Annotated in this window: 11 protein-coding genes; all 11 read right to left on the reverse strand. The window is 61.8% G+C overall.

Features of this window, described 5'->3' with window-relative positions:
- Positions 1–4: 4 nt before the first annotated feature.
- The 11 genes from ACTHNE_RS19515 to ACTHNE_RS19565 all read right to left on the reverse strand — a co-directional run bounded on the left by ACTHNE_RS19515 (position 5) and on the right by ACTHNE_RS19565 (position 19727).
- A complete protein-coding gene (locus ACTHNE_RS19515) occupies positions 5–2335 on the reverse strand; it encodes an eCIS core domain-containing protein (RefSeq protein WP_440270093.1) in 2331 nt (776 codons plus the stop codon).
- A gap of 13 nt (positions 2336–2348) precedes the next feature.
- The gene (locus tag ACTHNE_RS19520) at positions 2349–2888 is read right to left on the reverse strand and encodes a hypothetical protein (RefSeq protein ID WP_440270094.1); all 540 of its coding nucleotides are present in this window, start codon (positions 2886–2888) and stop codon (positions 2349–2351) included.
- A gap of 156 nt (positions 2889–3044) precedes the next feature.
- Entirely contained in the window at positions 3045–4568 is a 1524-nt protein-coding gene (locus tag ACTHNE_RS19525; RefSeq protein WP_440270095.1) for an eCIS core domain-containing protein, read from the reverse strand.
- A 68-nt stretch (positions 4569–4636) separates the two neighbouring features.
- Positions 4637–6517, reverse strand: coding sequence for an eCIS core domain-containing protein (locus ACTHNE_RS19530; RefSeq protein ID WP_440270096.1), 1881 nt, complete (start codon positions 6515–6517; stop codon positions 4637–4639).
- A gap of 152 nt (positions 6518–6669) precedes the next feature.
- Positions 6670–6864 carry a hypothetical protein gene (locus tag ACTHNE_RS19535; RefSeq protein WP_324947124.1) on the reverse strand — a complete coding sequence of 65 codons (195 nt, stop codon included), beginning with the start codon at positions 6862–6864 and terminating at the stop codon, positions 6670–6672.
- Positions 6861–9266, reverse strand: a complete 2406-nt coding sequence (locus ACTHNE_RS19540; protein ID WP_324947126.1) for a hypothetical protein — start codon at positions 9264–9266, stop codon at positions 6861–6863. The genes ACTHNE_RS19535 and ACTHNE_RS19540 overlap by 4 nt, the downstream gene beginning before the upstream one ends.
- Positions 9263–10621, reverse strand: coding sequence for an ATP-binding protein (locus ACTHNE_RS19545; RefSeq protein WP_440270097.1), 1359 nt, complete (start codon positions 10619–10621; stop codon positions 9263–9265). The genes ACTHNE_RS19540 and ACTHNE_RS19545 overlap by 4 nt, the downstream gene beginning before the upstream one ends.
- Complete coding sequence (locus tag ACTHNE_RS19550) at positions 10605–12431, reverse strand: contractile injection system tape measure protein (protein WP_324944891.1); 1827 nt, start codon at positions 12429–12431, stop codon at positions 10605–10607. The genes ACTHNE_RS19545 and ACTHNE_RS19550 overlap by 17 nt, the downstream gene beginning before the upstream one ends.
- The gene (locus ACTHNE_RS19555) at positions 12428–14977 is read right to left on the reverse strand and encodes a hypothetical protein (RefSeq protein ID WP_324944888.1); all 2550 of its coding nucleotides are present in this window, start codon (positions 14975–14977) and stop codon (positions 12428–12430) included. The genes ACTHNE_RS19550 and ACTHNE_RS19555 overlap by 4 nt, the downstream gene beginning before the upstream one ends.
- Positions 14974–15771 carry a hypothetical protein gene (locus ACTHNE_RS19560; protein ID WP_324944885.1) on the reverse strand — a complete coding sequence of 266 codons (798 nt, stop codon included), beginning with the start codon at positions 15769–15771 and terminating at the stop codon, positions 14974–14976. Before ACTHNE_RS19560 ends, ACTHNE_RS19555 begins: the two co-directional genes overlap by 4 nt.
- Positions 15768–19727 (reverse strand): hypothetical protein, encoded by a 3960-nt coding sequence (locus ACTHNE_RS19565; RefSeq protein WP_440270098.1) that lies wholly within the window; start codon positions 19725–19727, stop codon positions 15768–15770. The genes ACTHNE_RS19560 and ACTHNE_RS19565 overlap by 4 nt, the downstream gene beginning before the upstream one ends.
- Positions 19728–19892: the final 165 nt, after the last annotated feature.

Genomic DNA, 19892 nt, shown 5'->3' on the forward strand with positions numbered 1-19892 from the left:
CAATCTATTTGCTCAGGCTTCGAGCGATGACCGGCACGTGATACTCATCGCGGAGCGCCAGCTTTTCGAGTACGTAGTTGATGAATTCCGGACTGTTTGCATTCAGTTTGGCAAATGCATTCGGGTAGGCAGCATGCATCGCGATGAGATGCTGCTTGATACTGTCGCCGAGGATGGGGACCATGTCTTCCTTTTCGCCAATACCGGGGGCATCGGCCGGTTCTACCTGGTGAAGCGCCGCCTTGTAGACTGCCTTGTAGTCGTACAGCTCCCAGAATGCTTCACGATAAATGGCGGGATCTTTGGCGGGCGCCCCGCCCACACCGGTCCAATTCGTAAAGCCGCTTTCCAGATAGCGGATTTTTGCCCGGGAATAGGCTTCGGCATTGCCGTCGGCCAATCCACCCTTGATCTCGGACAGCGGTATCACATTGCGAAAACCCAGGTAGGCTTTGATCATGCGTTGCAATGCAGGGACAAAGGCGATCTTGGCGGTCGTCGACTTCGCCGCTGCAAACGCCCGCTCCAACTCCTGGATCGCCAGGGCGTACCAATACCGCTGCTTTTCATCGAAATGCTTCAGCCGCTGCATACCGGGGAGCTTCTTGGCCTCTTCGCACAAGTGCAAGACGCCGGTCAGCGCCTCGCCAAAGGGCTTGCCGATCACGACATTGCGCACTGCATCGACATAGACCACCCACGCAGTGGCATGGCTGCCCTGATCGCTACCCAGGGCAGTTGGAGCCCGACTACCGATGTTGAGCCCGGTTACCCTGCCATCCTTCGACGTGACTACTTGCGCAGAGAACAAGCCCTGGCCCGCGGGACCTGCGGTCATGTATCTGTCATCATTTTCCTTAGCGCTCTTTTCCTGCGCGCCGTCGTAATGAGACTTGATCTTGTCGTAGATGAGATCTTGATATAACCCACGGCAGCCCACGAAAGTCAGATAGCTGCGAATCGATGGCTCGCCATCCATTTCAATGGCACGGAACAAGGTCTCGTATGCATTTTCGAGCGTCCACAAATGCTGCGTGATCAAGTCAGCAATGCGCACGGCTGCGCCACCATCATCCTCGGCAATACCGGGCGCACTGGCCGCCGTCGCCTGCAGATTGAAGAAAGACGCGATAGCACCGGAGTCCATTAGGCTCCACATTTCCGCACGTGCTTTTGAGGCTTGGCCCTCCTTTAGGCGCAGGCTGCCATCATTGAGGTCGGGATCCTCTTCCCATCCGGCAGCCATGGCGTTCAGAGGCCGCAACGAATCCAGCACCTTCGGTTCGCCATGGCCCGTGGCGCGGCCAATATCCACCTGCGACAGAGGAATGACGTTGCGGTAGGCGAGAAATCCTTTGGCTAAACGCTGTATCAGGTCGATGTGACGCTCTTCTGGCAGGCCGAGCAGGTTGATCGCCACCAAGGTATCCATGCGCTTCTTGGCTGCGTCGTAGGTCTCCTTGGCCTTGCCGACAAGGTAGCCGGCACGCGCAACACCCGGCAGGTTCTTGGCATCGGTATACAGATCGCCGATAGCGGTTACGGCTGCAGCCAATGGACGGCCAAGTACAGCGTTGCGTACCTGATCGGCGTAGACCGCCCAGGCCGTGGTGTGGCTTTTTTCCTGCGGGCTAAACAGCCCAGCGGGACGATCCGCGATGTGTACACTGCTGATCCGCAATTCCTTGTGACTGGTGACGACAGCATCGGCATTTACTCCGCTCACCGGTTCATCGATATCGAATTCATCGAGCGACACCTGCACCGCGAATTCGCCCTGGATCACCTTGCCCGCAATGGTAGCCGGCGGGTTCGACGCCAGCACCGCGGCGGGCCGGTACTGCGACTGCTGACCGGCATCGAGCGCCTGCGCCCCCATGACATCGGCTTCGTGTTCCAAGGCAGGATCGGCATTGATGTCCACGCCAGCTTTAAGTTGCATTGTCGGACGCACACGCCCCTGCCGCTGTTGCACCACGTGCCAAGCTTCATGGGGCAGATGCCGCTCCTGCGCTGGACCGAGATGAATATCGTTTCCTTGCGCATAAGCAAGCGCGTTCAACTGCGCCGGCTTAGACGAATTGCGGTGCACCCTTACATTGCCCATATCCATGCCCGATAACGCTTCTATTCCGGCACGAAGCTGCAATGGCAGACCATTCTGGCCGTGCGTGGACGATGTGTGCTGCCATTGCGAGAGTTTTTCCTGCTGTGCGAGCTGCCGCGGACTTCCATCGATCTGCCGTTGCATCGAATGCATGCGAACTCTTCCTTCCAACCCATCATTCGGCCGGGTGTTCATCAGTTCGCGTTGAGCCGGAACCGCTTGTTTCACGACGTGATCCTTCTCATGCGGCTCTGCGCCGCATCAATAAGGTGAAATCGTCCGTCACAGAACCCGTCACGAGTTCCGCGGCCGGATCGAGCGTTCGGGAAAACGCCAGGATTGCATGCTGATTTTGACCACACAGTACGTGACTGGCCTCGAACACGTTTGCCGCGAGCAGGTTGAAGCCCGGGCCGCGCGTGGCGGCCTCCCACATCTGGCGAATGGCTTTGTATGGATAGAGCGCATTGCGGCAGCGATAGCTCAAGACTCCCGATGCAAGCACGTAGTCCATCTGGAAAAATGGCGTGCAGCATGCCGGCCTGCACAAATCCGGTGCGTGGAAGATGACCATAGCGCCGGCGCGCTTCGTCGACGAACTCGGGCACATGGTCGACACCGAGGTAGCCAACGTCTGCGAATCGCTGGTGTCACCGACGCGGCACAATACGTCGAAGCGCAAGCGCTGGCTGTCGGTCGAGCACCAGCCCACGCAGCGCCCAGGGTCACCGATGCGGCGATGGCGGTATTGCAGGATGGCGGCTTTTTCGAAAAGGTCCATACGCACGCAGTATCAAGTCTGCATCAAGGAATTGGTCAGGTTTACTTTTCCCGCGTCAAGAATTGAAATCGATCCGAATGACACTTAGCTACCTGAGGCCCAAAGCAAGAACCACTCGAACCTGATCGCCTTCCATCAGGCGACTTCTCTTCTCACCTATATGTCCTGCTGCCTTTTTAAACTCAGCGATGTGTCTCCGTAGCCAACCCCTTCGATGACCTTTCCAGGCGTGACGACCTCGAAACCCATGCTCACATACCAAGGCACTGCGGAATACGCCGATTCCACGCGGATCTCATCGTAATTTCCGTCTTGGAGTATTTTCTTTGCCGCCGCCATGAGGGCGCCCCCGCCTCCACCCTTGCTCGGATGTGCTATCAGCCACCTCAAATAGAGGTGTGGCTTTGCGTCTTCTGTATCGTCGTCCACGCGCTCCTCCAAAATCATGTACGCAATGGGCGATCTTGAATTTTCACGGTAGCTCGAACGCAATGTCCATTGCTTCTGCGATTCCGAAAGCGGAGCCCTGTATTTTGCGTTTTGCATTTCACCGGATACATCCAAACCTTCATCGAACTGATCCCAGTTCCATCCTGATGACAGATCTTCGTCATCCTCTATATCGTCGTTAACCTTCAGGCCGATACTTCGCCTACGGCGATGCCGCGCTGCTGCCCACGCATCGTATATTTCCGACAGGCCTTCGAACAATCCGGGATCCGTTCCTTCCGTCACGCTGGTTGTTACGCTCGATGCCTCGCGTTCGATGCGAATGGTTTCGGCGCGGACATACACTGCGTATCCGAACGTACCGCCCCCTGCGCTTATTACACGCAACCATTTGTGTTGCTTCAGCCCGCTCTCATCCTGCCGTCGACGTGCTCGACTCTCCTGGTTCGCCCCCCTCCTCGACATGAATACATCTTCGTCGTCGACAATGATCCGTTGTCCTTTTTTCAGCTCCCCTTCGTCGACATCCAGCTCGCCGCTTTCCCAATTGTCGCCAAATAGACTTCCATTCTGATCTTTGACCAAGTGAGTGACCATCCAAACCACAACCGCCGGCCGCGCCTGCCTTTGCGCGAGGCTTGCAGCCGTTCCAACACTCACGGGCAGCAATGGAGCTTGCGTTTGGCCGACGCCCGAGGTCTTTACCGTCTCTCCCGCTCTACTTTGGTTCAGCCCTTCGCGCATTCCCTTCGTCTGCATCGCCTTCGCCCCCATCACATCCGCCTCGCGCTCCAACGACTTGTCGTCGTTGACCGGCACACCATTCCTCATTTGCATGGTCGGCTTCACGCGCCCCTGCGCCTGCTGCACTACGTGCCAGGCTTCATGTGGCAGATGCCGCTCCTGCCCCGGCCCGAGATGAATCTCATTGCCCTGTGCGTAGGCCAAGGCATTCAACTGCGCTGGCTTGGCGGAATTGCGGTGCACGACAACGTTGCTCATATCCGTCCCTGAGAGAGCCTCGATACCCGTGCGCAGTTGTGGCGGCAATCCATTGGGCGTTTTCGCCAAGGACGCGTTCCGCAACTGGGCTAGACGGCTCCGCTGAGCGCGCTGCCTGGGGCTCCCGTCTATCTTCAATTGCATCGGATGCAAGCTGGTATCGCCAACGCCGACGGATGCTTGGCCCGTGCTTGCGTTGTTTCGATCGCCGGAAACGGTCTGCTTCATGATTACAAGCCTCTCCAAAGCCGCACCAGTCACAACGCCGCAAGCAAACATCCGCCTTATGAATTTATTTATATCCTTAAACGTTTTGCCTCATTGACAATTGACTCAATCGTTTCAATACATGCAATAATTTCATCTATACCATCCTGCCCTTTGAAGAACCTGAACTCCAGCCGCCTCGGATCCTCAGGAATAGCGTCTTCCGATTCGCTATTAATTTCCTCGAATAAATGATCTATATTGACAGCTTGATAATGAAGCACCGCACGCATTCCTTCTTCATCACCTCTTTCACTTAGCTTGCCAGTTCTCTCCGTGGCGCCTTTCTGTTGAGAAAGCGTGGGATGCATATGGAGCCACTTTGCGTGTGCGTCTCTAAATTCTTTCAGTTTTACCATGTTTGCCACTCTGGCACCCGATCTTTCCATGACGTCGCGTACCCATTCGGATTGGTAACTCCGCTCATCGTCAAAACCGGGCAAGTGCGATGGATCCCAGCCACCATCCCTGTTGACACGCATCTTGACCCTTTTGGTTCCCACAAAAGGGTCTTCCAGCTCGTTTTCAAAATCAATGAGCTTCGCGGCCGCATCGTCCCTGCTGTCTTTAAGCTTTCCGATTATTATTTCGGTAGCGAGAAGTATCTTTGGAATCAGTGATGGATCTTCATCAAATCCGGTTTTAAAGTCTACATTAATGTGACCGCCACCGCCGCCAGCTTTAAATTTACGTATGGAAGCACGATTATAGATGGTACCTACGATTTTCCCTATTACGCCGTTGGTAAAATCAGCACCTGAAGCCGGAGCGGCTTGAATTTCAATAACGCCAGGATCCATGCTCAACTGCCACCACCATACAACGCCTTGGTCGCTGTCCTTATAAATCACCCTCCAGTTCTGCATGTCACCAGTACCACCTCCCAGGTCCTTCTGCGAATGGCCTTTATCGATATCGATTTCAAGCCCATACTCGTCAACATAGTCCTCGTGTTCCAGACCGTTTGTCCATGCACTTAGTTCATCATTCCACCACTTTACCGCTTCTGCCTTTTTGCCAGTCGGAAATCCATCATTTTTAATCAATTCCGCTGACTTTACACTGTTGAAAGTGAGCTCCAGCCCAACCTTGGCGGACGCCATAAATTTACCCGTCAACCCTGGCTCAACAAGACCAAGCGATGCCAATATCTCGATCAATTCCGCGGTGTCGCTGAAAATCGCGCCAACCTTATCGTTCCCTGCAAGATACTCACGAAGTTTGGCAGGCTTTCGAATACGGCACGCCGTTGTCAACTTCAAATACACCTGTTCGGCGTCGAGTTCCAGATTGTCACGAAGTTCCGCGCCGGTATCATCATCGTACTCAAACCCAATGACTCTTTGGATTGTTCTTTCAGAATCGACTGCGACGTGCTGTCTATTCGAGCCTGCGGCCCCGGAGTCATTTCCATATTTGAGTTGGGTCATTGCCGTCGCCAGAGCTTTTGCACCCATTACGTCCGCCTCCTTCTCCAAACCGGCATCAGTACTGATGCCCACCCCTCCTTTCAATTGCAATGTAGGTCTTACCCGGCCCTGCTTTTGCTGCACGACATGCCAAGCTTCGTGCGGCAAGTGCTTGTCGTGTCCCGGCCCCAGATGAATTTCATTGCCCTGTGCGTAGGCCAAGGCATTCAACTGCGCCGGCCTGGCGGAATTGCGATGTACGGTCACCCCTCCCATGTCCATGCCCGACAAGGATTCGATACCTGCTCGCAAAGATGGCGGCAGGCCGTTCGGATTGTGTTGCACCGGCGCATCGCGCAATTGTGCAAGCTTTTGCTGCTGCGCCTGTTGCCGGGGGCTTTCGTTGATCTGCCGCTGTAGCCGGGGTGACGGCTTGTTGCTGATGCGCTCTTCTTGCGGAGCGCTTGCGGTGTCATGCTCGGCTGAAAGAGCGGTCTTCATTGGCTTGATACTCTCCAATGCCTTCAAGTCGCTGGGCCCCGGCGTTCGTCGGGGCGACGGATCGGGGCGTTGTAGCAGCGTAGGCGGGGATAAACCCCAGCACTGGGATCCCGGAAGAGCTGCCGGGATTTACCCCAGCCTACCCAGATGGCTCACTTGCCCTTTCCCTTCTTCGGTGGCGGCATTTTCGGCTTCGGTTTGGCCTCGCCCTTCAACTGCGCAATCCGCGCCGCCTCACCCATCTGCCTGGGCGTATGGGCGGCCTTGCGCTGCATCAAGCCGGCGCTTTCGCCGTGCGCGGCCGGTTCGCCGCCCTGCTTTGCCTGCGTTACGCGCTGCGTTTTCATGGCTTCTCCACCCGTGGTTTGAGCAAGTGATAAGCGATCGTTGCGATCAGTGCGATCAACAGCACGGCCAGCAGGCTGTTGCCTTCGCGTACCTTGGTCAGCGCTGGGTCGCCGGCGAGCAGTATCGCGCCGAGTATGAGCACGCCGACTGCGCCGAACAGCAGGCCGAGCTGGTATGGCAGGCCAATCCGCCTGATGCGGCAACTGCCTTGGTACAGTGCGAAGGCGATCAGCCATAGCACCAACAAAGCTTCGAAGGCCATGCGCAGCGGCCAGCGATATTCGCAGATCCACGCTTGCGACCCTACCTTGAGACCGTGATCCAGCAGGAAACTGGCGCGGATGCGCGTGGAAACGGTCTGGCCTACGCGGTCGTTCCTGCCCGGCGCGGTCCAGAAGCCGATGCCGCCGAAATTGTCGGAAACGTAAGCCATCTCGTCGGCAAGCTCGCGGTCGTTGGCGCTGCCGCTGGAAACAACGGGGATCAGCTTGCGCAGGAGTACCAGGCGGTCGTCCTCGTTGAGTTTCTTGTCATGGTCGATGGCCGAACGCACGTCATGTCTGCTGCGTGCGGTCGGCTCCGTCAACAACACAACATAACGTACGGTGAGATTGGTATTGCTGCGGTACTGCGCGCTGCCGACGACGATGTGGTCGTCCTGCAAGGTGGGCGCCTCGGCTTGCCTGACGTAACCGTACATGGCGTCGACTTGCCACACGCTGCCGGCAGTTTCCAGGTCGGTATCGCGCAACACGATGTTGAGCACGTAGGGGCGGCTGCGCTGGCGCAGCTCGGTGATCAGCGCCTGGATCTGCTGATCGAGGTAATGGGCGAAGGCCGGCCGCAGTGGGTCTTTAGCGGAAGGCATGGCGTCGAGGTAAAGCGTGAGACCGTCGCCGACGCGCTCCACTTTCGCGAACACCGGCAGCCACGCATGGCTGCGCGAGATCAGATCGGGCAACGGGGCATCGATGAAATCGGCCGATTGTTGCGCCAGGCGCTGGGTGATGCGCGTGATGTCCGCATCCGATGCGTTTTTCAGGAACTGCCAGTCGTTGCGATAAAGCGTGTAGTCCAGCTGCGTGCGATGGCGGCGCGCTTCGCGGATGAAGTCGGTTTGCTGCGGCGTGGTCCAGGTCGGCACGGCAAGATCGCCGCTTTCCTTGAACCACAGCGCAAACAGATTGATGCGCGTCAGCAGGCGGAAGTCGAGCGGTTGCAGCTTGCCCTGCGTCTGCCAGAACGGATAGAAGCCGTAGATCGCGCCGCTGAGTTTGCGCACGCAGCCGCAACCGGCGCCGTCCCACTGCGGCGCGGGGGGATTGAGCAAGGGATGCGGTTGCTGCGCTTTATCGAGCAGCAGGTCGCGCATGGCCGGGCTCATCAACCACACTGGCATCTCTTTCCACGGCAGCGGATCGCGCGGCATATAGTCGTCCTGCTTGGCCAGCTTGTCCCAATCCGGCGGACAATCGAAGCTGTTCATGTTCGGCGGGGGCCGGCCTTGCTTGCGTGCGGCGGCGAGTATCAAGGCTTCGGAAAAGCGGCATAGCCGCGTATCGAGCGCAGCCGCGAACAGATCGCGCCCGGGGTATTGGACGCCGATCAGCGGTTGCAACAATCGCTGGAATTGCGCCTGGACGTCGTCGTCGATGGACTGGTCCGCCGATGCAGCGTCGGTGTCGTCCGGCGATGCCTGGCCTGTACTTGTTTGCCCGCTGCTTGTCGGTGCCGTGCTGGCAGCAGCCGGTTCGTCGGCGGGCGCCATGCTGCCTGCGGTCGCGGCATTGGCGGACATCAGCTTCAATTCGGCGAGCAGTTCCTTGTCCTCGAATATCGCCTGGGTCAGCACGTACGTATCCATGCTCGGCTGTGGCGTTGCCGGCTCAGCCAGGGTGTCTTCGAGCGGCACCGTGCTGAGCGGCGCGGGTGGTACCGGTTTCGGTTTCGGTTTCGGAATCGGCTTTGGCGTGGGTGTCGGTGTAGGCGGTTTGGGTTGTACCGGCGATGGCGGTTGTGGCGGCGCCACGATGGCCAACCGGTATGTCTGCTGTGCGCTGCAGCCGCGGTGATCACGCACACTGGCGGTAAACACGCCGATCAACGGCAAGTTGCCGGGCGTCACCGCAAGCACGCCGGCAGGGCTGAGCGTGAAACCGGGCGGCAAGCTCGCGGCGTGGTAGGTGTAAGGAGGCAAGCCGCCTGTCGCCAACAGGGTGTATTGATAGGGTTCGCCAACCACGCCAGGCGGCAGTGTCGCCACGTTGCCGCCGAATTGCAGCAGTTGCACGCCATTGCTACAGGGCGATGACGCGTTGGCGGTCGATATCGACGCGAGCGCGAGCATCGCCAGCACGGCAACGCCTCGCCAACTGCGCAACGGATGCACATGCAGCCTCATCCTACCGTCCTCCCTTCCTTGCCCAGTTCCTTCGCGAGCGCGACGCGCAGGTGGTTGGCGTTGATTTGCACGGCGCCGCTGCGCGCAGCTTGCAGCACGGCGAAGCGCAGCACGTTGACGATCGCGCCACCGGAGAGCACGTGCTGCTCGGCCAGCGCTTCCAGGTCGATGTCGTCTGCGAGCCGAGAGGACTCCGGCAACAAGCCGCGCCATAGCCGCATACGCTGCTCCCCATCCGGCATGGGGAAATACACCATCGACTGGAAGCGCCGCGAAAAGGCTTCATCGATATTGCCGCGCAGATTGCTGGCCAGGATCACCACACCGGGAAAGTCTTCCACGCGTTGCAGCAGATAGGCGATCTCTTGGTTGGCGTGACGATCGTTGCTGCTCTGCACGGCAGCGCGCTTGCCGAACAGCGCATCGGCTTCGTCGAAGAACAGCACCCAGCGCCGGCTCTGCGCCTGGTCGAACACGCGCGCCAGGTTCTTTTCGGTTTCACCGATGTATTTGGAAACCACCATCGACAGGTCGATGCGATACACATCCACGCCGGCGCTCTGCCCGAGCAGCGTTGCAGTTAGCGTCTTGCCAGTGCCAGGCGGGCCGTAGAACAGACTGCGATAACCGGGCTTTACCGAACGGCTCAAGCCCCAGTCGTGCATCAGCTGCGCGCCCTCGCGCAACCAGGTCTGGATCACCACGATCTCGTCCATCACATCGGGCGCCAGCACCAGATCCGACCAGCCGAGTTCGCTGGTGATGCGCTTGGCCGGAAACTGGATGTTGTAATCGGGCTTGTGCCACACGCCCGTCTGCACGCGCTGCAGTGTTTCGGCACTCACCGTGAGCGCGCCGCTGAGTTGCGGTTCGTTGCCGCCGGCTTCGCAGTCGAGACGAAGAATGTCGTGCGCCATGAATGGGTGCTGCGCATCGAACAGATCGAGCAGCGCGATGCGTCGTGCCAGATCGCCGCCAGCCACCAGAAACGCGGCCGTTTCGCCGGTCGGCAGAAAACCGCCATGGCGTTGTGCTTTCCAGCCGCCGAATTCGGTGAAGCCGCGATCGAGGTTCTGGTTGCGCACGAACAGCAAATCCAGAATGCCCGGCCGTAAATGCGGCGCCAGCGCCAGGGCCAGCACCGCGCGCTCGACGGCCTGCAAGGCAAGTTCGTCCACCAGTTCCGCCAGCGCGCTGCCTTGCGGCAGCGCGGGCGGTGGCGGCGCGTTTTCGAAACTATCCGCGTGCTGCTGGAAGTGCTGCTCCAACCGCAGGTTGAGCACGGCTTCCAGCCAGTCCAGTTCAAGGCTCAACGCCTGCGCGTGCAAGGCGTAGCGATCAGCGCCAGTCGACATGGATCGCTCCTTTCATCCATGGCAATTTGATCGTGCCGTAGCTCCAGGGCAACCGTTCGAGCAGCAGATCGAACGGTCCGGGCTGCACTTTCATGCGCCAATGTTCGCCTTCGTAAGCTTCGTGCTCCACCAGGCGTCCGATGCGCTGCAGAAACGTCCGCTGCAACCCGGCTGGCGAGGTGCGGCCCAGCGCGTTCCAATGGGCGATCACCGCCACCAGCAGGCCATCGAGCGTGGCACGCACGTCATCGAGCGTCTTGACCGGAGGAACGGGCTCCTCGATCGGCACGCCGCACAACAGTTTGTCGAGCACCCACTCGTGCTCTTCACTGCGCGTATGGCCGTCCGTCAAATACACCAGGCAATGCACGGCGCGATGGCGCGCGGCCTCGTCGATAAACGCGTTGTCGCGGATCAGGCCGAGCATGGCGAACAGGCGCGGCGCATAGTTGGCCAGCAGCACCACGCCGGCGTTGGTGACGTAGATCGCCTCGTTGTCCGGATGATCGTCGGCCGGCGAAACGGTGCCATCGTTGTTACGGCTATTTTTGATTTTCGGCCGCTCGGGCGTTTCAGCCGACATGGGCGAGCGCCGTCCATCCTCGCCAAGCGAAACGCGTCCATCCTCTTCGCTGGCCAGCGCATCCAATGCGCGCTGCCACACGCGCTGCCAGGCGACATGATCCTGAGGCACGCGATCGGTCGACTCCACATGGACCAGGCTGTAGTCGAGCAAGTAGGCCTGCAGTTCCGATAAGCCGAGTCCCGCATTGCGCACGACAGGTTCGCCTTGATGGGCCAGCGCGAACTGACGCAGGGATTCATGCCAGCCGGCATCGAGCAGCAGCGGATTCACCTTTTCATCGGTCGCTGCGTTGTTGTCGGCATGCTTGCTTGCAGCATGTGTCCGGGCGGCCAGCACGTCGGGCGTCGCTCCAAGCAGGCGCCATTGCATACCCAACAGCACGTTGCGCACCAGCCCGGATGTGCCTGGCCGCGACATGACTTCAAGTTCGCGGCGATCGATCGTCCAGCTTCCGCCCAGTTGACCGGTCAGCGCTTCGCCCAGCGTCGCCAGCAAGTGCTGCATGCGGGCAACACCTAGCGTGCTGCCACCCTGCCCCCATAAAGCATGCAATCCGCCGACGCGCCATGCCTGGCGCACCTGTGCAATCTGGTAAGCGCTAAGGCGGCCACTTGCGCGCAGCGGTTCCAACAGTGCGCTGTCAAGCGTGTCGAGCGCCTGTGCAAGTTCCGCATGACGTGATGCCAGCAGCGCCTGCAAGCCATGGCAAGGCGTGATGTAACCGAGCCGGCGCAGGCTGCGATCGGCGTGCGGCAAGCGCTGCAACGCAGGCCATAGCCGCGGACCGAGGCGTTGTGCCAAACGTTCCAGCCAATCGGCCATGTCGCCGCTGGACAGCGGTGGCATCGACCAGTGCAGGCGACCGTGTTGCAGGTAGTGCAGGAAATGGTCGAGTTCGCGATCTTCCGCGCGTCGTGGTTGATCACAGGACTGGCGCGATACATCGTTCTGCCGCAAGCGCAGCAGTGTGGTTTCAACCGCGGCTCCCAACTGTTGCGCCCAGGCATCGAAATCGCCATGGGCGGGCATGCCGCCAAGATCGATATCCAGTTGATCGATATGCCACACTTCGCCGCTCGGCGACAAGCGATCGAACAGCGCATCCAGCACGCGCGCACCCGGTCCTTGCAGAAACTCGCTCAGGCGCTGCTGCTGCGCGAAACCGGCATGCCGATCCGGGCTGCTGCTCACCCAGCTCAGTGTCTCGATGACGTGGAGGCTCATGCGGCGCCTCCCGTCTCACCCGCGCCAGCCGCGGGCAGCTGTCGCCACAACAATCCACGCAGCAGGCGTGTCCAACTTTCCAGGCGTTGGGCAGCCGCGACGTAGTCCCCCCCGGATTTGAGCAACTCCGCGCAATAGGTCTGCCTGGCTTCCAGCCATGCCGCGAAGCAGCGCTCGAAGCGCAGCATCACAGCTGCATCCAGCCACAAGACCTGCACCCTCAAATGAGCCGGCGCGTTCAACGCCAATGTTTCCTCGGCAACGCGGCGGAATGAAGCATCGCGTCCGCGCGCCGTCCAGCCCGCAAATACCGCGGTGACGCGGTAGCGATAAAACGCCTCCGGTACGTCCGGATCGCTGCCGATGACCGGGCGCAAAAGCACGTGCTCGACCAGGTGCAAGCCCTCGCATTCCCGTTGCAGCCGGCAGGCGAACTCGTGCAGGCAAACCGCAGCGCTCTCGGCGGAGATGCGCGCGGAGCGCAGGCGCAATCGCCACCAGCGGCCGTTTTCGTCCGGACCGACGCATAAACCTTGCGACGGCACATGCTGATAACGCTCCGCATGTACCGCGCAACGCAACAGCACAGGTGGCAAGGCGCGCAAGTCCAGGTTGGCGAAGTGGTGCGTCAGCACGCGCGCGGCTTGCACAAGGTCGGCGCCCATGCTTTCCACCACGCGGCTGCGGCCCGCGCTCCAAAGCGCCAAAGCGTGGCTGTTCTTCGGTGCGGCGGCGGCGGTCGCGAAATCCGCCGTTTCACTCGCCAGTTCAAGACCGGCCCGCGTCATGCCGGTCATCAGCAGGCGGCTGTGATAGTGCTTGAGCGCGAGTAGCAAGCTGGTGCGCTGCTGCAGCACGGATGTGTTGCCCAGCCGCCCCAGTGAACGGCGGCTGTAGTCGATCCCGCCATAGCGGTCGCGCGTCAGCGTCGCGATACGCAACAGCATCTGCCGCTTCTGCTCGAACAGGTGCAGGCGCCACGACTCCGCACTGAAGTACCAGCCGAACGAGCGGATGCTGCTTTGTCCGCACATCTCGCCATACAGCGCCAGCAGATGGTCGAGCACGCGTCCGCGTCGTTCGAGCGCGTCATCGGCTGGCGCGAAAACGTCTTCGCGCACGTGCTCGCGATTCGTCGCATAGCACGCGCCCAGTCCTGGAATATGTTCGTCGCCGAGCACCTGCCACGCGTAGCTCGGTCGCACTCCGGCGCTGACCGAATAAAGTTCGCGCAGATGGCGCGTGTGCGCGGCGCCGTGCGCCGGCCACTGCTCGAGCAACGCCAGGTATGCCTGGAACTGCGCCATGCCGGCTGCTTCGGCCGGTCCCAGCGCAGTGTCGAAGCGCTCGCGGTAGATGCGCGGCAGTTGCCGGTATAGCGAGACGTAAGGACTGGGTGGCGTGTAGCGTCCTTGCGGGCGCGCCAGCGGCGAGCCCGCCATCATCGGCGAGCTGTCGGCCGACGCACGGCCGCCGGCAACGCGGCGCAAATCGTCTAGGCGATGGAGCAGCGACTCGATCGCCAGTGCGATCGGATTGCCGCGCCGGGTGATGCGCCAGCCCGACAGCGCTTCGGATGCATCGGGCCAGCGCAGCCGCAGCACCCAGCCATAGCCTCGGCGCGGCAGCAAGCCGGCGGAACCATCCAGTTCGTTCGCAAGCAAACTGATACTACGCACTTCGACCACGCCATCGATGGCCAGCGCAAGGCGGGACAAGTCGCCGAAATACACGCTCTGGTCCAAATCTCGCGCGAGGCTTTCGGCATCGATCCAGCCCTGCTGCATGCGCGGGCCTTCGAATGCTTCGGCCAGCGAGGCGTCGCCGTCCAGGCGTTCGCGCAACGACTGCCGATGCGGTGGTGCATCGATATGCTCCGCGCAGCGCGCCACCAGTTCGGCGAGCACGTCCTCCGGCTCGCGCGCACCTTCCACGCTCAGGTCCACCTGCAACCTGCACCAGCGTGGCTGCAACACCGCCGGCAGACCATCAAGGTCTTCACCCAGATTGCGCTGCGACCAATAGGCGCGCGCGGCGTCCGCGGCAGCGTTCTCGACCTGCGCCGTGGACACCTCCAGATCAATTCGCCACAGGCCGTCGCCACCGGGCACCGTGGCATGCGCCTGCAATGCGCCAGGCACACGATCGAGCAACCAGCACATGTAATCCATTGCCGTGCACGGCCGACTCGGCAGAATCTCCTCGGCCGCATGCAAGCCCAGCCGACGATAGTGGATGCGGCCATCCGGCGCGGTGAGCTGATCGACCAGTGGCAGCTCCGCGCCGAACACGTCTTCGGTCAGCGCAAAGCACAGCGCTTCCAACAGCGTGACGCCGGGATCGTGATAGTTGAAATCGGTCCACTGCTCCCCGCTCAGCGCCTGCACCCACGCCAGGCCGCGTTCGCGCAATGCCGGGAACGCGAACACGTCGACATCGCGGTGCCGCGCAATCATTGCCGGCGGCGGCGCCTTGGGCGTGGCGGCGGCACCGGTAGGTGCAGGCGGCGGCGTGGTGCCAAGGCCGGTCTCGATGCGCGCGTTCATCGCTGGCTCTTGTCCATTTGCGGATCGAACCACAGCTGCGTCAGGTGCGCCTGGATGGTGATGCCCGAACCATAATCGCAGCCGCTGCGGATCTGCAGTCGATAACGCGCCTGTCGGCCACTACTGCCGCTCCAACGCAATTGCAGGCGATCGCAGCGGCGTGCATAGAAGGCGCTGGTACTGTCGATGCCGCGCTTGCGATTGAGGAAATTGAAGATGCCCAGCGTGGGGTTGTAGGTGTTCAACGCCACCGCATGCAGCAAGGCGAAACGTCCCTGGCCCTGATGTCCGACACCCGCGGTGAGTTCGAATGCCTGGCAGCCGGTCAAGTCGTCGGTGAGGTCGTGCCATTCGCCATCGGCCGCGAGCGGCTTTTGCACGCTGCGCGTATAGCTGCCACGGCGGCCCTTGCTGCGCACGACGCCATCGACGTCCAGCATGGCATCCGGGCTGGCCGTGCCAATGCCGACCTTGCCCTCCGGATCCAGGCACCACAGCGGAGCATCGGTTGGTCCTTGTCGCTGCTCGCCATTTGCGCGTATCAGCAATTGCCCTTGCGCACCGCCGAAGCCCACGTTCCACAGCGGCTGGTCCGGATCTTGGTCGCGGAAGAAGCTGAGCAAGGCTTCGTAACCGGCCGCCGCGGAAATCTCGAAACCCCGTTCGACCGATTTGCGAAAGCCCTCGTCGCTCATGTTGAGCATCGAGTCGATCAGGTCGGCGAAATGCTCCTGCGTCGGCAGTGCGCCGTCGCTGAAATAACTACGGAGCGACTCGCGGTTGCGAATGGTCATGGCGTCCCCTGCCCCGTTCCCGGCGCGCTGCCGAGAATGAAGGTACCGCCGATTTCAAGCTTGCCCACGCCAGTGGGCGGTGCGCTACGTTGCGTCGGCATGCCGATCAGTTCGATAAGGTGGCGCGATGTCGGCAGCACCAGGCTCCACGGCTGCGCGGGCCGTACACGGCGCATCGGCACACCGCCGCGCGTGCGAGCCGTATCGCGCAACCGATAGGTATTGTCGTCGCTACGCACGATATGCAGCAGCGAGATAGGCCCCACCACATCCACCTCGTCGAGCTCGCGCAGGCGTGCCTCGATCGCTTCGGCACGCACGTCCCAATCGAAATTGGCGCGGTAGCCCTCTGTGTGCCAGGGCGACAGAAACTCCACGATGGCCTGGTTGATGCGCATCAATGCCGCACCGGGGTGACTGCCTTGCGCCAGTTGCAGCGCACAGCGCACCTGCACGCGCTCATACACGGCATTGCGCACCACCACCTGGATGCCGGGCGTGCTGCGCTCGCGCAAATAATCGGCCATCTGTTCGAGCACGGCCGCATCGAAGCGCGGCGCTTCGGTGCTGTGGAAGAGCACACCCTGACGTGGCGCCGGCACCACCACCACCAGCACGCCACCCGCCTGTCCGGATACCGCCGCGCCAGGCGCTTCTCCATTTGCGAAGCATTTCACCTTGAAGGTTTGCGCGAAAGCATCCAGCAACAGGCGTTCGTAATCCCATGGCGTGCTGGCGCGCTGCTTGTGGCGCAGCCGCTCGGCGCTGCGTACGCGCAATGCGTCGCCTGCATCAGGTTCGCGCAGGCCGAACGACGGACCGATCTGCTGCACGGCACGCAAGCCGCCGATGGCGCGCAACGGCGCGCGCACCGTTCCCGGCGGCAGCGGCATGCAAGCGTCGCCGGTTGCACGCGGCTGCGCGCGGCTAGCGCAAACCGCCTGCGTATGGATGCCATACAAGCCGGCCAGGCACTCCAGCGCGCCTTCAGCGCACAGGCGCAGCCAGTACATGCGCCCGGGCAGGCGCGAGCAATCGCTGCTCATGCCTGGCGGCAGATCGAGCACCACGATACCGCTGCGCAAGAAACCCAGCGTGCTGTCCGACAGCAGCCGTCCTGCTTCGAGCGTGCGCCAACCTTCTTCGCACCACACCGCCCACGATGCCTGCGGGCGCGCACGCTGCAAGCATTCAGCGGCGCTTTCCGGACGGAGATGAAAATACAGGCTGAGCGCGCCTTCCGGATCGGAACCGGACAGGCCGATATACAGATTACCATCCTGCAGATAGCGCGGCAGCAACGCTACGCCATCCGTGCCGGCGCGTGCGCGCGGAAGATCCATGCCGAACGGATGCAGATGGAACAACTGCCCGGATAACGAAGGCGCGCCGTTCTGCTTGAGCGTGATGAGCTGGCTGGCGGTGTAATCGATCGAGATCTGTTCGATCGTCGGCGTGTAGGGTTCCTGCGGCAGCGGCAGTTGCAACTTGGTGTGCTTCAGGCGCGCGTTGCGCGTCAATGCTTCGGTCATCAGGCGCGGATACAGCGCATGGCCGAACGCCGCGGCCGGTGCGCGCAGCTCAAGCCGGAACAGGCCGTTGCGTGTATTCATGTCATACACAAACGGCACCGGCACGCGCGACTGCGGCCGATGATAGACGGCCAGATCCGCTTCAGGCAGCGCGAGCGTGGCGCTGTCGGCCACGCGCCGCTCGCCCTCGAACAGGCTCAGGTTGCCGGCCTCGCCACCGCGCCACTGGCCATCGCGCAGCACCTGCGGTTGCACCTGGAATCCCGCATTCGTCCAGGTACCGGGATAACCGTGATAGCGCTCGGCAAAGCCGCCTTCACCGGTAGGCAATTGTCCCCAGCGCAGATTCACGCACAACGAGCGCAGCGGCTTGGCCGCCAGTTCCGCGTTGCCCAATACGCAGTACGCGCCCACCGCCGGCATCGGGCCGAACGGCACGAACGGCTTGCCCGCATCGAGCCGCCCGAGCTGGTTGTACAACACGATGTCGCGCATGCCGCGCACGTCCACGTCCAACACGATGTCATGCAGGATCAGTTGCTGCAGCAGGCTGTAGGCATACATGCGCGTGCGGTTTTGCAGGGTGAGCCGCAGCAGCGGCTGCGCCGGCCAGCCCTCGCCGTGCCACGCCGCCTTGCAGGGTACGATCGGCGGCTGCTCGAGACCGAGCCGCATGACGATCTCGATGCAGCCGCCGGGGCCGGCGCCATCTTCGCGCCGACGCACCAGCGCATCGTCCAGCGCCAGCCAGCCGCCGACTGCGCTGAGTTCGGCCAGCCACACGCCACGAAACACGCGCGCGAAAATCAGCCCGCGATCCGGCAGATCGTGCCCGGGCGCGCCGTCGTCGTGCTCGTGGTGGCGAACCAGGATCAACGGATCGTCGATCTCGACCGCGTGTTGGTCGATGCCCGGCAACCCGGAAGCATGCCTGCGCAAGGCATCGACGTCGGCTGGATGCAGTGCTTCGGCGGCCGCCGTGAGCCACGCTGCGAACAGGCGGCCGAGGCGTTCGCAGAATACGTCGCTATCCGCGGCGGCGAGGCAGCGCGACAACAGGTAGCACAGGTGTACGTCACCCTCAAGGCGTTCTGCGCGGGCCCATGCATCGTCGGCAAGCTGCTCGACCGGAACGTCCTGCGCATGCTCTTGACGTGGCGGATGATGACGCGCTTCATAACGTTCGAAGCGCTGGAATACCTCGCGCAGCCAGGCCGCACTGCGCTGCGCCACCTTGCAACGCAACAGCGACGCCAGCTTGTCGTCGTCATTGGCCGCATGTGACATGCGCAGGCTCACCCTGATGCGGCGATCGCCTTCCTTCAACGCGAACATAGGCGAAGCGAGTGCGAAACCGAGCACGGCGCTCTGCGCTTTCGCCGCCGAGCCTTTCGCCTGCCCGCCGAACAGTGGCCACCATGCGGGAGATTCGACATACGCCGCTTCCGGTGCCTGCAGCGGGATGGCCTGGGACAGCATGCGCGTCGCGCAACCGAATTCGCGCTCGGGCGAAATCAGCGGGTCGCGTTCCAGGCGCAAGCTATAGAGCGCGGCCACCTCGTTGTCGGTGACCTCCAGCGACTGATCGGCGGCAAATTCAATCGCCTTGCCGTGCGCGTCCTTGCCGCCGAGAAAGCGCGTGCCGCGCGGCACCTGCACCGGCGCGGTGTAGCGTGGATCGCGCTCTAGGCACAGATGCACCTGTTCCACCGCTGGCGTGCGCGGCTGCATGCGCAGCAGGTCGAGGTAATAGAAGTCGGTGAAACGCTCGGGAAAACGGTTCAAGACCGCGCGCGTGTCCTGATACAACTGCAAGGCAGCCAGCAGCAGGCCCATCGCCGGCTCGTGCTGGCCGCTGGAAAGGCTGGACGGCAATTGCGCTTGTGCCAGCGGGCGCAATTTGGCGATCGCCATGCTCAGCGCGCCCCATAACCGGCGCAGCAGTTGCAGACGCTGGTCGGCGTTCTCCAGGCGCGCAGGCGTACCCATTACCTGCGCATCCACGCGCCAGGACGCATGCAGCGCCTTCGCTTCGCCATCGTCGAGCCCGAAACAGCGGATCGCTTCGTGCAGCATCTCGCGTACGCCCGTGCCTACGGATGCCAGCATGGCGTGCAATACCTGTGTGGCCTGTGGCGTTTCATGCCGTTCCAGCCATTGACACCAGCCGTTAAAGCGCCGTAGAAGCTGGCGCGCGCGCCACCACAGGTGCTGTTCGCCCGCCCATGGCCAGGCATCGGCAAAACTGGCCTGCGTCGCTTCCAATGGAAAAGATGCGATCTCGGCCAGCAGCACGCTCTCGTCGCGCAGCAACGCTTCGTCCCAGCGTCCGGCGTCGGTGCCATCGCCACCCGCGAAACGCAGCTCGCCGGCATAAGCAAGCGTCAGGCGAATGCGCTCGGCCAGTGTGAACTCCTCCGGCACGATCTAGCCCGGGCGAAGCGCGGCGGCGAGACGTTGATCCTGTTGCGTGCCTGGATGCATGAAGTGGCCGGTCAAGGGTTAGTCGCTAGCGTCAGGATCCATGCTGGGGTGGGGGGGGGGGGACCACCCGGCCGCCGGGCCGCGGGGGTGGGGGGGCGGGGGGGG

This window comes from Dyella sp. (genome assembly GCF_051954575.1).
GTDB lineage: Bacteria > Pseudomonadota > Gammaproteobacteria > Xanthomonadales > Rhodanobacteraceae > Dyella_B.

Coding starts and splice junctions, on each gene's coding strand:
- ACTHNE_RS19530 (WP_440270096.1), bottom strand. CDS start 6,517: ATGAAGACCGCTCTTTCAGCCGAGCATGACACCGCAAGCGCTCCGCAA.
- ACTHNE_RS19550 (WP_324944891.1), bottom strand. CDS start 12,431: ATGAGCCTCCACGTCATCGAGACACTGAGCTGGGTGAGCAGCAGCCCG.
- ACTHNE_RS19540 (WP_324947126.1), bottom strand. CDS start 9,266: ATGAGGCTGCATGTGCATCCGTTGCGCAGTTGGCGAGGCGTTGCCGTG.
- ACTHNE_RS19555 (WP_324944888.1), bottom strand. CDS start 14,977: ATGAACGCGCGCATCGAGACCGGCCTTGGCACCACGCCGCCGCCTGCA.
- ACTHNE_RS19535 (WP_324947124.1), bottom strand. CDS start 6,864: ATGAAAACGCAGCGCGTAACGCAGGCAAAGCAGGGCGGCGAACCGGCC.
- ACTHNE_RS19560 (WP_324944885.1), bottom strand. CDS start 15,771: ATGACCATTCGCAACCGCGAGTCGCTCCGTAGTTATTTCAGCGACGGC.
- ACTHNE_RS19525 (WP_440270095.1), bottom strand. CDS start 4,568: ATGAAGCAGACCGTTTCCGGCGATCGAAACAACGCAAGCACGGGCCAA.
- ACTHNE_RS19520 (WP_440270094.1), bottom strand. CDS start 2,888: ATGGACCTTTTCGAAAAAGCCGCCATCCTGCAATACCGCCATCGCCGC.
- ACTHNE_RS19545 (WP_440270097.1), bottom strand. CDS start 10,621: ATGTCGACTGGCGCTGATCGCTACGCCTTGCACGCGCAGGCGTTGAGC.